The organism is uncultured Bacteroides sp., assembly GCF_910586915.1.
Lineage (GTDB): Bacteria > Bacteroidota > Bacteroidia > Bacteroidales > Bacteroidaceae > Bacteroides.
The window spans coordinates 1-15,541 of record NZ_CAJULN010000035.1; the positions used below are offsets into that span (position 1 = coordinate 1).

The following is a 15,541-nucleotide window of genomic DNA, read 5'->3' on the forward strand; positions in this document are numbered from 1 at the left end:
AAATTTATTCTTTTTATACGTAACTGTCAGATTAAGTCTTGACTAATTCAGATGAAGCCATTCACCGTTCCGGATTTTCAGATTCACTTCTTTTTCTTCGTGCAGTGTTCTTTCTCGAACTGGCGTAGCGTGGTAATGCTGAACCTTTCTTTGATGAACTCCCGGAGTCGAATAAAACTTTAATATTCCAATGATTGGGAAAGGTGATTCTATATCAGATTTTCATCTTATAGCAGATGACGACAGCCTTCACATTTGTTTCTGGATATTTGTTTTGGTAATAAACGGTAAGGTCTTGGTATAGCCACGGTACTACCGATTCGGGAGCGGGAGATTTGCTCACAGCCTTGCCGCAAATAAATACATCGTATTGTGTCGCATTCTCTTTAGAACCACTTTCTTTTATGAACTTCCATTGCATATACCCCAATACGTTTCCTTTAGGAGGCAACAGCCGGTATGCTTCGGGAAAATCTTCGTAATCCTTTCTTTCGGTCTTAAGGATGCCTTGCTCTACCACATTCTTCTCTGTGTCTAATAAAAACCAATTCTCAAATCGGCCGGTAATGTAACAGCGTAGATTTGGGGAAGAGAGTACTTCATTGGCCATAAGGTCGTTTTCAATGCTTTCTTCTTGGTCTGCATCAATGGCATATTGAAAATCGGCATCTATATATGCGCAAAACTCCTCATAGTACCAGGCAGGGATAAAGTTGAGGGGAAGGTTCGCGGAAGTTTTTTCTTCTTTCGATATTATTTCTAGAAAGTGGTATTCCGTCCATGCGGGGTCTCCCATGGTGTAATCCAAATAGCTTGTTTCACTGATGCGGATTTTGTATTCATATCCGGGTTCGTATTCAAATCCTTCGATTGCCGGCAGTGCTTCCCACTCCGTGGCTCCTTCTTTCATAACGGCATATACGTCCACCTGATTATAATTACCGCATGAAGTCACTACACCCGGAAGCTTTTCAGATGCCACCGTAAGGGCATATTCCTTATAATCGGTGATTTTTCTTCCTTCTTTTTCGTCATTGCTGCAACTGATAAAACCGAATGTACAGAAGAATAATATCAGTATTCCTAATAATTTTGTAGTTTTCATATTATCTTGATTTTTGAATTATTTTCACTATTGCATGCCAATATCCATATCCGAGTTGAAACTCATAGAAACGTTTCTTATCTGATGTATTAGGTGCTAATTCGAACTGCATACAATATGGGGGTAGCTTTGTCTGATACTTGATATATCCCCATTCACCTTCCCAAACAGAATATTCATCAACCGGTTCTCTTTTACCTTGGTCGTTTTTTTGAGTCTGCGATACACCGTCTATGCAGACAGACGTTATGTATGTTAAATCAACATATTTACCTTTCCCGGTTATTGTAAATTTCATTCGGTCGGCCGGTGCCTCACCCCAGTATATTTCGGATTTTTTTTCTTTTGTCAGTTCTATACCATCCACGTCCATACTCAAAGAATGAAAGACTTCATCTTCGTTGCTACAGCCGATAAAACAGAATACATACAAAAAAAGCATTGTTATTCCGAAAAGTTCTTTTGTTCTCATTTGTTTTCCTGCTTTGGTGATTATGCCAAAGATATGTAAATGCAGGATGCTGGGCAATAAGGAGCGATTCTTATTTTGCTAAATGAATGATATTCTTAACATAGGTTTATCGCTTGCACAGCTTGTTTCGGATTCGGCTCATGTGTACAGGTGTTATTTTGAGGTAAGACGCTATCTCTTTCAATGACATCATCTGCAAGATGTCAGGACATCTTTCCAGAAGTCGGAGATAACGCTCTTCCGGTGTGAATCTGAATAAATCCAAATAACGCGAATATGATTGGAAAAACACTTGTTCAGTTGCGATACGGGCAATACGTTGACTTTCTTTGTTTTCCTCGAATTTTTGTTGTAAAAATTCGGAAGAACAGATGTAAATCTTACACGGGGTTATCGTTTGTATATTCAATTCAGACTTTATATTATATAAACAAGTGGGATAATCGGCTATAAATTCATTTGGAAAGGAAAAGCCGACATTGTACAGTTTGTTTTCTGTCCAATTGGTACAACTGTATTTAACTACGCCCGACAGGATAAACCCGAAGAAAGAACATATATCACCTTCACGGAGAATGAACTCATTCCTTTTATAATGTCGTAATTCTCCGTATTTTAGACACAACCCTTTAAAAAAGTCTATGTCTATATTGCTCATATATGAATTAAATTCAGTCATCATTTACTTGTCAATGAAGCAAATGTATAAAAAATACCCGAAATATGCTTGATAGTACTTAACTACATTGTTTAAATATTCAAAAAAGTATGTAACATAACATGTTTGCTATATTTTTAAGTTCAAAGGTTTAGTACGTTTCTTTGTCTATATATCCAAAACGAACTAAACTTATTTAGATAGCAAATTATATGTGCTGGCGAAAAGAAAAACAGTATTCTTTTCGCCAGTTTTACTTTTATGGTTAGAGGGCTTTTGTTACCTTTGCACATGAAGCCCACCACAAAGCGATTTCTTCGTTTTTTTTGTTACTATTTTGTTACCCGCTATTAGTAATAGGTGGGCTTTTGTTTTAATAATCAGGTTTATATGATATTATATATATAATATGTGGCAGAATATCATCAACAGTTGGCAGTTATGGAAAAAGAGGAGGAATGAGAGAGGATAATGGATGCAGCGTGTTGCCACGCCATCTCTGTTTCCCGTAGTTCAATGCTGCTTCATATTGCTTCCGCCCACCTGTTTCTCTCTTTTTTTGCAAAGGACAACTGGAGTCGGCCGTTTGGTCAATTCCAGTCGGCCGTTGTTATCTCGGCTTTTCGGGGGCGGGCAGAAAGCATCTTCGCAGTCTTCTGTCCGCTTGTTCTATATAGAGTCTGAGTATGGGGAAAGAGCCGGGACGGCGCGGCGGAAACACCCTGTCAGTAGAGCAGGTATTTCTTTCTCATCTCTTTGTAGTCCTGCAACTCCTTTTGCCAGCTGTGGCGGATGGTCTCTTCCGATTCGCCCCGGAGGATGGCTTTGCGTACGCTGTCTGTACCCATGAGCAAATCAAACCACCGGGCACGGGAGAAGAAAGCCGCCCCTTCGCCCGATAAGCGGTAGAAGCGGAGGAAATAGCGGAGTGTGAATCCGTTGGTGTCGGTTGCTTTTCGGAGGTCCTCCCCATAGCAGAGGCGGCCTTTGTGCATCGGATTCTTGTCGAAGCCGGGCAGGGAGCGGGGCGTAAAGGTGAAGCTGCCGTATTTCCTGTCGGGCGCGCCCAATACCTGGAAGGGAAAAGTCGTTCCCCGCCCTACGCTGATGCGGGTAGCTTCGAACGGGCAGAGCGAAGCATACAGGCGGACGGACTGCCCGTCGGGCAGATTCGGAGAGGGCTTTATGGGGAGTGCGTAAGGTTCTCCGTGCTTCCAGCCCGATACCGGGATTACCTTTAGTGGACAAGGATTGCGCCTGCCGCCAATCCACCCCTCCCCGTTTATCATCTGCGCCAGTTCGCCGACGGTGCATCCATGAAGCACCGGAACGGGAAGCATACCCACAAAACTGCGGTACTCCGGGCGGAGTACCGGCCCCTCCACGTAGTCGCACGGGTTGGGACGGTCGAGTACAATCATCTCTTTGCGGTTCTCGGCGCACGCCGCCATTACGTAGTACATCGTACTGATATAGGTATAGAAACGCGCTCCCACATCCTGAATGTCGAACAAAACCACATCAATCCCCTGTAATTGGGCGGCGGTAGGCTTTTTGTTATTGCCATAGAGAGAGAGGATGGGAATTCCGGTGCGCAAGTCTTTGCCGTCTTTCACCGTTTCGCCCGCATCGGCCTTTCCACGGAAGCCGTGTTCGGGGGCAAAAACCTTGACCACGTTGACGTGCAGTTTCAGCAGCGTATCGAGCAGGTGAGTCTGTTCTGCGCCTACTACTGAGGTGTGGTTCACTACCATTCCGACACGTTTGCCCTTGACGAGCGGCAAGTATCGGTCAAGGCGTTCGGCTCCGGTGACAACTTTGCCGCTCAGGCACGCGGGGAAGAAGAGTGCGGCCAATAGAAATAAAAGAATGAGGGTGGTTCTATTTCCCATGTCGGTTATTTTTAGTAATATTGCACAAAATTATTAATTTCTCTTCAAGAGAGCAAAAAACAGGCCCATGAATCCATACGAAATCATTGACAAGTATTATCCCGAAAATACAGAACAACGGCAAATCCTGGTCATACACAGCCTTTCCGTTGCCGGCAAGGCGATGAAGATATTAGATGCGCATCCCGAACTGCGTTTGAACCGGAGTTTTGTAAAAGAAGCTGCCATGCTGCATGACATCGGCATCTTTCAGACGGATGCGCCGGGCATTCAGTGTTTCGGAGAGAATCTGTACATCGCTCACGGATATTTGGGGGCCGAACTCCTGCGTGCCGAAGGGTTTCCGCAACACGCGCTGGTTTGCGAACGCCATACGGGAGCAGGGCTTTCCTTGCAGGATATCATCGGCCGGCAACTTCCCGTGCCCCACCGCGAGATGTTGCCTGTCACGATGGAGGAGCAACTGATTTGCTTTGCCGACAAATTCTTCTCTAAGACCCACCTGGACGAAGAAAAGTCGGTAGAAAAGGCACGCCAGAGTATCGCCAAGCATGGGGAAGAGGGACTGTACCGCTTCGACAGATGGTGTTCGCTCTTTTTGTAGCATTAAAAAATGATTAAATAACGAAGATTCTGACTCATTATTGGTGAAGTTTGCGTACTTTTGCCACTTCAAGCGTAAAACTATTAGTTAATGGCGCCATTGAAAGCGAAAATACTTATATCATTTATACTACTGATTGTCTTGCTGATGCTTCCCGACGAGGCCATGTCTCAGCGTCGGAGAAGAGGGATGGTTACCTCCAATACTGCACAGACGGATGCTCCGCAAGGAAACGATTCGTTGAGGACGGCGGATACGGTTACGGTGCGCATCGATTCCGTTGCACCCGTTCGGAAGAAGCAGCCGCTCGACGCACCGGTTGTCTACGAATCCAACGACTCCACGGTGTTTACTTTGGGAGGCTCTGCCACGCTTTACGGTAGCGGCAAGGTCAATTATCAGAATATCGAACTGGCCGCCGAGGTGATTTCGATGAACCTGGATAGCAGCACCGTTCACGCCTACGGCATCAAGGACTCTACCGGAGTGGAGAAAGGCAAACCTGTATTCAAGGAGGGAGACACGTCGTACGACACGGAGACAATCCGCTACAACTTCAAGACAAAGAAAGCGGGAATCACGGATATCGTCACCCAACAGGGCGAAGGATACGTGACCGGAAGCAGGGCCAAGAAAGGAGCCAACGATGAAATCTTTATGGAACAGGGACGCTATACCACCTGCGACCACCACGACCATCCCCACTTCTATATGCAACTGACACGTGCGAAAGTACGTCCCAAGAAGAATGTGGTGACAGGGCCTGCTTATCTGGTGGTGGAAGACGTGCCCTTGCCGTTGGCAGTTCCGTTCTTCTTCTTTCCCTTCTCCAGCAGTTATTCTTCGGGTTTCATCATGCCTACTTACATGGATGACTCCAGCCGTGGCTTCGGTTTGGCGGAAGGGGGCTATTACTTTGCCATCAGTGACCTCATGGACCTGAAGATGACGGGAGATATTTTCACGAAAGGTTCGTGGAGGCTCTCCGCGCTGACGAATTACAATAAACGCTACAAGTACTCCGGTACGCTGCAAGCAGACTATCAGGTCACCAAGACGGGCGACAAGGGAATGCCCGACTACTCGGTTGCTAAGGACTTCAAGATTGTATGGAACCATCGTCAGGACGCTAAAGCCAGTCCCAACAGTACCTTCTCTGCCAGTGTGAACTTCTCGACCAGCAGTTATGAACGTTCCAATATCAACAACCTCTACAATTCGCAGTTGTTGACTCAGAATACCAAGACGTCGAGTATCAGTTATTCGCGCAGTTTCCCCGACATCGGCCTTACGCTGTCTGGAACGACCAATATTGCCCAGACCATGCACGACTCTTCGATTGCCGTGACATTGCCCGACCTTAATATCACATTAAGCCGCCTTTTCCCCTTCAAGCGTAAGAAAGCGGCGGGTGCCGAACGCTGGTATGAGAAGATTTCTCTCAGCTATACCGGACGTCTGACAAACAGTATCCGTACCAAAGACGACCGTTTGTTCAAGGCCGGACTCAACGAATGGGAGAATGCGATGAATCATAACATCCCTATCAGTGCCACGTTTACACTGTTCAAATATTTGCAGCTTTCGCCTTCGGTCAATTATACCGAACGGTGGTACACCCGCAAGATTAACCAGCATTACAACGAAGACAAACACCAGTTGGAAGCCTTGCCGGGCGATTCGCTCAACGGCTTTTACAGGGTATCCAATTATTCGGCAAGTTTGAGCCTGAGCACCAAACTCTATGGTATGTATAAGCCGCTTTTCGCAAAGAAGAAGGAAATACAGATTCGTCACGTGCTCACGCCGCAGGTCAGTTTGAGCGGCGCGCCGGGATTCAGCAAGTATTGGGAAGAGTACACCGACTATAACGGTCAGACGCAATATTATTCACCTTTCACCGGACAGCCCTATGGCGTGCCTTCGCGTGAGGGGTCGGGGACGGTCAGTTTCTCCGTTTCCAATAATCTCGAGATGAAGTATTACGATGCCAAGAAGGATACACTCAAGAAAGTCAGTCTGATTGACGAACTGGGCGCAAGTATGTCCTACAACATGGCGGCAAAGGAACGGCCGTGGAGCGATTTGAGCATGAATATCCGTCTGAAACTTACCAAGAATTATACTTTCAATATGAACGCCTCGTTTGCTACCTACGCCTATACGTTTGATAAGAATGGTAATGTAGTGACCGGCAACCGTACGGAATGGTCATACGGACGTTTCGGACGATTCCAGGGTTATGGCTCTTCTTTCAATTATACCTTCAATAATGATACTTGGAAGAAATGGTTCGGTCCGAAAGAAGATGAGAAAGGCAAGAACAAAAAGAATGGAGACGACGATGAGGAGGATGCCGAAGGAACCGGCAGCGAAGAGATTGCTACCACAAAGAAGGTAGAAAAGGCGCAGGCGGACTCGGATGGTTATCAGGTGTTTAAAATGCCCTGGTCGCTGAGCCTCAGTTATTCGTTCAATATCCGCGAGGACAGGAAGAAGCCTATCAACCGCCATTCCATGAGGTATCCTTATACTTATACGCATAATCTCAATGCCAACGGAAACATAAAGATTTCCAATAACTGGTCGCTCTCTTTCAACTCGGGATATGATTTCCAGGCCAAAGAGATTACGCAGACTTCCTGCACCATCTCGCGCGACTTGCACTGTTTTAATTTGTCTGCCAGCCTTTCACCCTTCGGACGCTGGAAGTACTACAACGTAACCATCCGTGCCAATGCAAGTATCCTGCAAGACTTGAAGTACGAACAGAGAAGCCAGACGCAAAGCAACGTACAATGGTACTAAGGAATTAGAAATTATAAATTAAAGATTAAAGGCTGCGCTATCACTTCATTGTAGAAAGAAAATAGCGCAGCCTTTAATCTTTAATTACTTAATTCCCTGACTTACCAGGCGATTTCTGTTTCTCCGTGTGCTTTCAGGTAGTCGTTTGCGCGGCTGAAATGTTTGTTTCCGAAGAAACCGTTGTAGGCGGATAGGGGAGAGGGATGAGCGGAAGTAAGTACAAGGTGCTTGTTGCGGTCGATGAATGCCCCTTTCTTTTGAGCATATGAGCCCCACAAGATAAATACCAAGTTCTCTTTTTCTTCTGCTAAAACGCGGATGGCAGCATCTGTGAATGTCTCCCAACCCTGTTTCTGGTGCGAGCCTGCCTGATGTGCGCGTACGGTCAAGGTAGCGTTGAGCAGCAATACTCCTTGTTCCGCCCAACGTGTCAGATTGCCTGTCGTCGGAGGTTCGGAGCCTATGTCCACTTTGATTTCTTTGAAGATGTTCACCAATGAAGGAGGGAAAGGTACTCCGTCGTTTACAGAAAAACAAAGTCCGTGTGCCTGTCCCGGTCCGTGGTAAGGGTCTTGGCCGATGATTACCACTTTCACTTTGTCGAAGGGGCAAAGATTGAAAGCATTGAATATCAGTTTTCCCGGCGGGAATATCTGATACTGACTATACTCGCTTCTGACGAAATCGGTCAATATGCGGAAGTAGTCTTTCTCGAATTCGGGTGCCAGATGTGTTTTCCAGCTTTCTTCAATCTGTACGTTCATGCTAATTATATAAGGTGTATTTCGAGTTTCTCACATTCTCTGCGCATATCTTCGGGCCATATGCTGGCTTGGATTTCTCCGATGTGGGCTTTGCGCAAGTAGAACATACATAAGCGCGACTGTCCGATACCTCCACCGATAGACAACGGAAGAGTGTCGTTCATCAGTCGCTTATGGAAATAGAGTTCTAATCTTTTCTCTTCTTTCTCTTCTTTCAACTGACGTTGCAAGGCTTCTTTGTCTACACGGATACCCATTGACGACAGTTCAATGGAGCGTTGCAATACGTCGTCCCATAGCAGTAGGTCGCCGTTCAGTCCGGGCAGGCCGTTCAGTCCTTCCGATGTGTAGTCGTCGTAGTCCGGTGCGCGTCCGTCATGTTTCTTGCCGTCACTTAGTTTGCAGCCGATGCCTATGATAAATACGGCTCCGTATTTCTCACAGATGGTATGTTCACGGTCTTTCGGCTCTAAGTCGGGATAAAGTTGGCGCAACTCTTCCGAGTGAATGAAGTGTAGTTTCTGCGGCAAGCATGGTTTGATTTGGGGATACATTTCGTACACCATATATTCCGTGCGAATCATGGCCGTATAGATACGGGTTACGATTTCTTTCAGGAAGTCTATGTTTCTATCTTCGTTGGTGATGACACGTTCCCAGTCCCATTGGTCTACATAGAGCGAGTGGAGGTTGCCCAGTTTCTCGTCCGAACGGATGGCGTTCATATCGGTATAAATGCCATATCCGGGTTCGATATGATAATCGGCTAATGTAACTCTTTTCCATTTGGCTAATGAATGAACCACTTCCGCCTGTGCGTCTCCCAAGTCTTTGATGGGGAAAGAAACGGGACGTTCTATTCCATTGAGGTCGTCATTGATACCCATACCTTTCAATACAAAGAGGGGAGCAGTTACACGTCGGAGACGCAATTCGGATGATAAGTTTAATTGGAAGAACTCTTTGATTTGTTTGATTCCCAACTCAGTCTGCTTGAGATCGAGCAACGGGTTATAGTTCTTAGGTTTTATCAAGTAACTCATAGCACTGTTGAATGTTAATTGTCGGCAAAGATAGGAATAAAATTGATATATGTAACTGATGCTCTCTAAAATATTATCAAATTGATAAAGTAAATGCTCCAAAGCATTTCAAAATAACATAGCTTGTATGAAGGGAAATGAGATAAGAAATATAAAAAAAGAAGAAACATTAGGAAAATGAGAAGTTTTTTTATACTTTTGCCATCGCATTTGAAAAGAATGGCTCCGTAGCTTAGTGAATAGAGCGTCAGATTCCGGTTCTGAAGGTCGTGCGTTTGAATCGCACCGGGGTCACAGATGAATCCCTTGATAATCAGTAGATTATTGAGGGATTTCTTTTGTTTGGTGATGTCGTTTAAGAGTGGATTCATAACGTAGAATAGTATATAATTGGGAATATTTTATTCCTCTACACATATATCTAAATTACTTCTTTAGTCTAATTTGAGTGTCAATAAATGAGATTTGTTTATATTAACGTCAGTTTGATATAACAATTAACACGCATGAGCCTTATATAAAACTAATCTTTTTCCTGCGATTGCCTGTCGGCTGCAATGCGAATGTCTGTTGTTTTTCTTACTAAAATTTATTCGTCTGACTATAGTGACCGTTTCGTCTGACTATAGTCAGACGAAAGAAACACTACAGTCAGACGCAAGTTCAACTATAGTCAGACGAATAAATTTATGCATCCCGACCGTTAGTCTGTAGGCAACGGGAAATTAAATCTTAGTCAATTCTCCGCTAACCGATAGGTTGAACGTAAGCATCCGGTGAAGTACACTATAAAAAATGGCTGTATCTCCTTTATTTTATATGGATGAAGGTGAGTTGGCTTTGCCGTTTGAGATTCTCACAGATATAAAAAGGAAATTACTAAGGTCGATAGCAGCCTATTGTTTCTTTGAAAAGAAACCCGCCATTGATGTGAAATTTGTCAATGACGGGCAACTGGCTATGTTCTGATTATATCGAACTCACGTTAATTTATAGGAAATGAGATTGTTATGTGGATTCTACGATTGATTCCGGTTCTGAAGGTCGTGCGTTTGAATCGCTTCGGGGTCACACAAGAAAGCCGCAATTACTTTATTTGTAAGTAGTTGCGGCTTTTCTTGGTAACATTCGATATTACTCTGCTTTAATCTTAGAACTACAGATAGGCTTGGTTGTATCCACTTCTTCCGGGTTATTGGTATCATAATAATCCCAATCCGCTTCAAGTCTTTGAGCTACATTTATTTCTGTTGTATAGTAGAGAAATTCTTTTTTCTCTACGTCAAGGATGCTATAAGTAAGAGTCTCCTGTTCTTTGCCGTTTTTATCTGTATAGTTACTTTTGGTCAATAGAATTTTGTACTTGCCATCTTCGCGTACACAGTATTCTTTATTCTTTTCGAGGTTGTAAATACCTGCAACATTGATGACATCCGTAGCGTCAGGATTCGTCATTGTTACATTAATTTGTTTGGTTTCTCCTGTTTCCGGATTCTCTGTGTTGTTGCACGAGAATAGCAGACCAATGAGTAATAATTTGAATAATTTCATAAATGTATTTTATAAGGTTTATATCTTTTAGGGTTGCGACATTCTATATCCGGACTTGTTTCTTTAAGGTATTTAGCTTCTTGAAACTTGCAAGCCTTTTTCAGAAAGCGTCATTTCTACGAAGCGGGCACGAGGATTAGGCGCATTTTCTGTCAGTATCTTGCGGATTTGTCTTGCCGCCTGCGGGTCCTTAGCTATCATATACAGATAGCCGCCACCGCCTGCTCCGGGTAGTTTGTAGCCTAATGTATAATCTTTAATCATTTCGATAATGGCGGCTACTGCCGGTGGATTTGTGCCACGGTCTATTGCCTGGTTCTGTATCCAGGTTTTGCCCACCAAATTGGCAAAACTATTGAAGTCGCCGCGCAGAATCGCTTCACTCATATCCATCGTATGTGCTTTCATCTCAGCCAGCAAGTTCAGATGCATACCCGAATTGAGGAACATCGAACTGACAATTTCGGCCAATATACCTTTGGCAGTACGGGTGATTCCTGTATAGTATAGCAGGTGGCAGTCGCGATAGTCGGGATGAACAAAGAGTTGGTCGGGCAGCCAGCGTACTAACGGGTGCTGTTCGAAACCGGCTTCGGATTGAAGCAACTTGACACCAGCAAATACACCGCCGTACTGGTCTTGCCATCCGCCGCCTGTGGTCAAGAGTTGTTCTAATACTAAGGTATAACTGCAAATATCATTCTTGTCCCAAGCCAGCCCGCAGAAGTCATTGATGGCTCCGAGAACGGTGGACGCTAAGATGGAACTGGTTCCCAGCCCCGAACCGGCAGGGATAGCCGCCAACAGCGTGATTTCTATTCCCGAGCCGAAGGCTTTCAAATGTTCTTCCAATGAAGCGTAGCTCTCGGCGGAGAAGGCCGGTGCAAAGCCTGCCAGACTAAGTGCCGCTTTAGGTATGGAGAATGGAGAACCGATTTTCTTATAGTCTTGCAGTTCTTCATAGTTGCTGATAATCTCCATTGCGCCCATGTCGATGGAGCGGAGCACGATGTGATATTCTTTACAGGGTTTCACATACACTTGTAACGGTGGCTGACCGTTCAATTCGATAGCGAGATTGACTACATTTCCGCCTGAATAAAGAGCGTAGGGAGGAGTATCTGTCCATCCGCCTGCGACGTCAATCCGTACAGGGCTGCGTCCCCATACGATTTGGTCGGAGTAAACGCTGAGTACAGGGTGGTTTCTACGTTCGGGCATGGCTCCCAACAAACCGTCGCGAAGCAGTTGGAAAGCTGCTTGTTCTTCATTTTTCCATGCATCGTCTCCACGTAATTTCATAATCCGTGCACGCAGCATCCGGTTGTGTATCTGCACCATTGGCGCGGCTTCCTTTTGCAAAGCGTCGGGAGTGTCTAAGTTCAGGCCGACAAATTCATTGGCGGCGTCTTGCAAATCAAGCTGATAGAATACGCTCTTTTCGTAGTTTGCCGACAGTCCTTTCCAGTTCTCTTTGCGGAAGTTTCTGCGCTGTTCATATAGACGTTTGAGATTGGCGTTTGCCGAAATCTCGTCGGCTGACATTTTCTCTGCTTTCAACCAAACTCTTTTCCCTTCTTCCAGTTGAGGTTCCGATGTCATCCAACGTACCAACAATCCTAACTCTTCTACGGAAGCGGTTTTCGGAAAGATAGAAGCAACCTGCAAGTCGTCCGTGCGACTTTTTATGTCGTCCCACGTAATTCCTCTTGCATCCATCCATTGTGTGAACGGGATGTTGAGATAGGTTGTCGTTGCTTTATCCAATGCTCCTTTGAATACATCATCCAATCCGTACGGGCGAGCCACGAAATTGCGTTCGCCGACGGGGACAATATCCACACAAATGCCATCCGGCAGACAGATGTCCCAATGATTTTCAGGTACTCCGGTGATGATTTGGCGGGAACCTAATTTCCAGCCTTCTCCTATGTAGCTGTTCTCAATCCAAAGATTAGCATTGTCGGCAGAAAGAGAAATCTGCGTGGTGGAATTCTGAATAAAGATAGCCGGATTGGGCTTTACTTTCCGGTGCATGATTTTTCTTTGGTCGCGTACTTTGTCCTGGATGGAGAGCGTGGAAGAAATCAGTTCATGGCTTGTGCCGTAGTGATAGAATTCTCCACCCGGCAGAGGCAATATGGCTACCGAGAGCCGGTTGACCTCTTCGTCCTCTATTTGGGGATGTTCGCCCAAAGCCTGCCCATAGTCCGAATATAAATCATAATAAGCAATGTTGTTCGTTCCTGCTTTTAAAGAACGTTTCATCAATACTTCCACGGCGCGGTCGCTCAGAATCCAAATGCCGATATCCATCAGGAAAAGGTGTGTCTTCGACAAACTTTCCAACTCTTCGAGTGAAGGTTTCTGCAACATGAAGTCGAGCACTTCCGGGCTTCTCCGGTCGGACACAAACACACCGTGGTGTGTTGCCAGCGAAGGATTTACCCAAAGACCGTAGCATACGACGTCTGCATCGGGAATATCCTGCAACGGCTTTTCCGAACGGATGTACACATCTCCGCTCGCTATCAGCGTATTCAGTCTCTCAGGAGCCTGTTTCATGATTCTTTCGTATAGCGGAAGCTGCAACGACAGCAGGTTTTGTCCTAACTTTTGTCCCCTTTCCCAACTGAAAATAGGAATGGGAGTCAATATCTTACCGGAAGGCCCGTAGCTGGGCAGACGGCGGCTTTGTCCGCCTGCATGGAGCAGTATTCTCTTTTCGCGTCCTATCCAGTCTTTGAAAGTATCCTGAGGTGCGAATTCCTGATGGCAGGCTTGTAGCAGCCAGGTGGTTCCACCGCCGGAACCTAATTTGCTTCCGATGGGGTCTGACGTGCAAAACCAGTCGGCAGGGTTCACTTCTTCCAGTTCGTGAAAACAATGGATTAAGTTGGGGGGTAGAGATAATAACTTTTGCATGGTAGAATCGTTATTTAAATAGTGAAAGTGTATGGTGGATGAAACAGAATTTTATATGTCCAGATTCTCCCAGGTGTCACAAAGTGCCTGCATGGAGGGGAATAGCAAATCGGCTCCCGCATCCAACAGAACTTGTCCGTCCAGCGGCCCTGTGTTGACGGCTATTGTAAAGATACCGGCCTTGTGTCCAGCTTCCACTCCCAGCGGAGCATTTTCTATGACAACGGCTTCGTCGGCGTTCAATCCTCCTTTTTTAAGTGCCATCAGATAAGGTTCCGGGTGTGGCTTTCCGAATTTGACGTCGAAGGCGGTAACCATTAATTCTTTTTTGAACATTCCCGGAAAGTTCTGTTCCAGCCGTTCGAGCAACGATAGCTGGCCCGAACCGGTCACTACCATCGGAACCAGTCCTTCATTTTTTATTTTTTGCAACAGTTCCCATGCTCCGGGCATACGTTCTGCTTCGGCGTATGAGTTGAACAGGACGCTTTTCTCCTGATAGATGTTTTCTATCTCTTCCTGCGTAGCTTCTCTACCCAGTTCGCGTTGAAATACGATGTTGATGGTGGCGGCTCCCGTCCGTCCTTCGTGCATATAGGCTTCTTCGCGGCTGAGGGTAAGCCCTTGAGACTTCATTACCTGATGCCAGGCTTCGGAGTGATAAGGCATGGAGTTGAAAAGTACGCCGTCCATATCAAACAGGACGGCTTTCAGGTTCTTTTTCATATTTATTACGTCGTAGAGTCTTCTTAAAATCAGCTTATTACAGCATATATATGCTGTAAATCACTCATACAGAGAGGGAAAATAGCCGATAATCATTCTTTTATTATCATATTCTTCAGTTCGGACAAGGTAACGACTACATCATACTGATTGTCGGATTTCGTTCCGATATATCTGTAGACTATGTTTTTGTCGTTATTGATGCAGGATTGCAGAAAGGCCTGGGTAGCCGGATCGGTTTGTGCGGACAAATTTGCGACAATTCCTTCTTTCACCCCTTCCGCATTGGCTTCAATCTGGCTGACGGGACATATGTCTTCATCTACTTTGCAGATATATACGACCGATTCGTCGCTAAGTTCCATTTTCTCTATAATGACTTCTTCACTTGCCTGCATCGGGAATTGCAGGTTTGTCATCTTGATTTGAGCTTCGAGTTTGGCACGTTCGCTCTGTGCCGGGTCTGCTTCCGCGTTGAGAATTTCTTTCACTTCTTCAGAAGAAAGTCCGGAGACCACCTCTTGTCCCGAATCTTTTCCTACAAACTTCATTTGGAGCCCTGCATTACATTCGGCTATCAGTTTGAGCATTTCCTTCACATCTTTAGCCGGATTGCGGAACATAATCTTTGTAGATTCTTTCAGGTTTTCGGGATTATCTTTCAAAACTGCTATATCAGTCATGCTCTCATTCATGTTGAGCGTGTACACCACATTGTTGCCGTCATAGACAATGCTGGTAACCGTACCGACATCTCCCATATCTATCGGACATTCTTTGTTGGCAATGGCAATCACCGCTTTGAGTTTGCTTTGCTGGCAACTGCTGATTGATACCATTAATAATAAACTGCATAGAAGCATGAATCCGTAGGATTTCTTTGATAAATTTCGTTTCATTCTATTCTGTTTTTAGTTGAGTTATTTAAAGATTATATTCATATGTTTGGCAAAGATAGCGAAAAAAACGAGAGACGGTAGATAGAACGGCAAG

General features: G+C 45.2%; 12 protein-coding genes, 1 tRNA gene and 2 pseudogenes. 4 read left to right on the plus strand and 11 right to left on the minus strand.

Translation table 11 applies throughout. From position 1 onward, the window contains the following. Positions 1 to 83 precede the first annotated feature (83 nt). From QZ331_RS11155 to QZ331_RS11175, 5 genes and pseudogenes are all read right to left on the minus strand, one after another. Positions 84 to 167 (minus strand): annotated as a pseudogene (locus QZ331_RS11155) (DNA-binding protein); the annotation flags it as partial. Positions 168 to 214: 47 nt separating this feature from the next. Beyond that, the gene (locus QZ331_RS11160; protein WP_117987800.1) at positions 215 to 1,105 is read right to left on the minus strand and encodes a DUF4377 domain-containing protein; all 891 of its coding nucleotides are present in this window, start codon (positions 1,103 to 1,105) and stop codon (positions 215 to 217) included. Between the two features lies 1 nt (position 1,106). Continuing rightward, positions 1,107 to 1,577, minus strand: a complete 471-nt coding sequence (locus tag QZ331_RS11165) for a hypothetical protein (protein WP_147441461.1) — start codon at positions 1,575 to 1,577, stop codon at positions 1,107 to 1,109. 106 nt (positions 1,578 to 1,683) lie between these two features. Continuing rightward, positions 1,684 to 2,256 (minus strand): Crp/Fnr family transcriptional regulator, encoded by a 573-nt coding sequence (locus QZ331_RS11170; protein ID WP_024988852.1) that lies wholly within the window; start codon positions 2,254 to 2,256, stop codon positions 1,684 to 1,686. 704 nt (positions 2,257 to 2,960) lie between these two features. Beyond that, positions 2,961 to 4,127 carry a DUF1343 domain-containing protein gene (locus tag QZ331_RS11175; RefSeq protein ID WP_294630243.1) on the minus strand — a complete coding sequence of 389 codons (1,167 nt, stop codon included), beginning with the start codon at positions 4,125 to 4,127 and terminating at the stop codon, positions 2,961 to 2,963. A 67-nt stretch (positions 4,128 to 4,194) separates the two neighbouring features. Between QZ331_RS11175 and QZ331_RS11180 the strand changes: the two genes are divergently transcribed. Next, complete coding sequence (locus QZ331_RS11180; RefSeq protein WP_294630245.1) at positions 4,195 to 4,731, plus strand: HDIG domain-containing metalloprotein; 537 nt, start codon at positions 4,195 to 4,197, stop codon at positions 4,729 to 4,731. Between the two features lie 90 nt (positions 4,732 to 4,821). Next, the gene (locus QZ331_RS11185; RefSeq protein ID WP_294630247.1) at positions 4,822 to 7,539 is read left to right on the plus strand and encodes a putative LPS assembly protein LptD; all 2,718 of its coding nucleotides are present in this window, start codon (positions 4,822 to 4,824) and stop codon (positions 7,537 to 7,539) included. 101 nt (positions 7,540 to 7,640) lie between these two features. Here the strand turns inward: QZ331_RS11185 and ung are convergent, their stop codons facing one another. After that, positions 7,641 to 8,303: a uracil-DNA glycosylase gene (ung, locus tag QZ331_RS11190; protein ID WP_294630249.1), complete on the minus strand. Its 663-nt coding sequence runs from the start codon at positions 8,301 to 8,303 to the stop codon at positions 7,641 to 7,643. 5 nt (positions 8,304 to 8,308) lie between these two features. After that, positions 8,309 to 9,346: an aspartate--ammonia ligase gene (asnA, locus tag QZ331_RS11195; protein WP_294630251.1), complete on the minus strand. Its 1,038-nt coding sequence runs from the start codon at positions 9,344 to 9,346 to the stop codon at positions 8,309 to 8,311. Between the two features lie 221 nt (positions 9,347 to 9,567). On the opposite strand from asnA, the gene QZ331_RS11200 reads away from it, so the two are divergent. Next, a tRNA-Arg gene (locus tag QZ331_RS11200) sits at positions 9,568 to 9,640 on the plus strand. 585 nt (positions 9,641 to 10,225) lie between these two features. Continuing rightward, positions 10,226 to 10,315: pseudogene (locus QZ331_RS11205) on the plus strand (IS982 family transposase); the annotation flags it as partial. A gap of 165 nt (positions 10,316 to 10,480) precedes the next feature. On the opposite strand, the gene QZ331_RS11210 reads toward QZ331_RS11205, so the two are convergent. From QZ331_RS11210 to QZ331_RS11225, 4 genes are all read right to left on the minus strand, one after another. Further along, the gene (locus QZ331_RS11210; protein ID WP_294630253.1) at positions 10,481 to 10,897 is read right to left on the minus strand and encodes a hypothetical protein; all 417 of its coding nucleotides are present in this window, start codon (positions 10,895 to 10,897) and stop codon (positions 10,481 to 10,483) included. Positions 10,898 to 10,969: 72 nt separating this feature from the next. Next, on the minus strand, positions 10,970 to 13,855 hold the full coding sequence (locus QZ331_RS11215; protein WP_294630277.1) for a bifunctional fucokinase/fucose-1-phosphate guanylyltransferase: 2,886 nt from the start codon (positions 13,853 to 13,855) through the stop codon (positions 10,970 to 10,972). Positions 13,856 to 13,873: 18 nt separating this feature from the next. Beyond that, entirely contained in the window at positions 13,874 to 14,548 is a 675-nt protein-coding gene (locus QZ331_RS11220; protein ID WP_294630255.1) for an HAD family hydrolase, read from the minus strand. A 92-nt stretch (positions 14,549 to 14,640) separates the two neighbouring features. Next, positions 14,641 to 15,447, minus strand: coding sequence for a hypothetical protein (locus QZ331_RS11225; protein WP_294630256.1), 807 nt, complete (start codon positions 15,445 to 15,447; stop codon positions 14,641 to 14,643). Between the last annotated feature and the right edge of the window lie 94 nt (positions 15,448 to 15,541).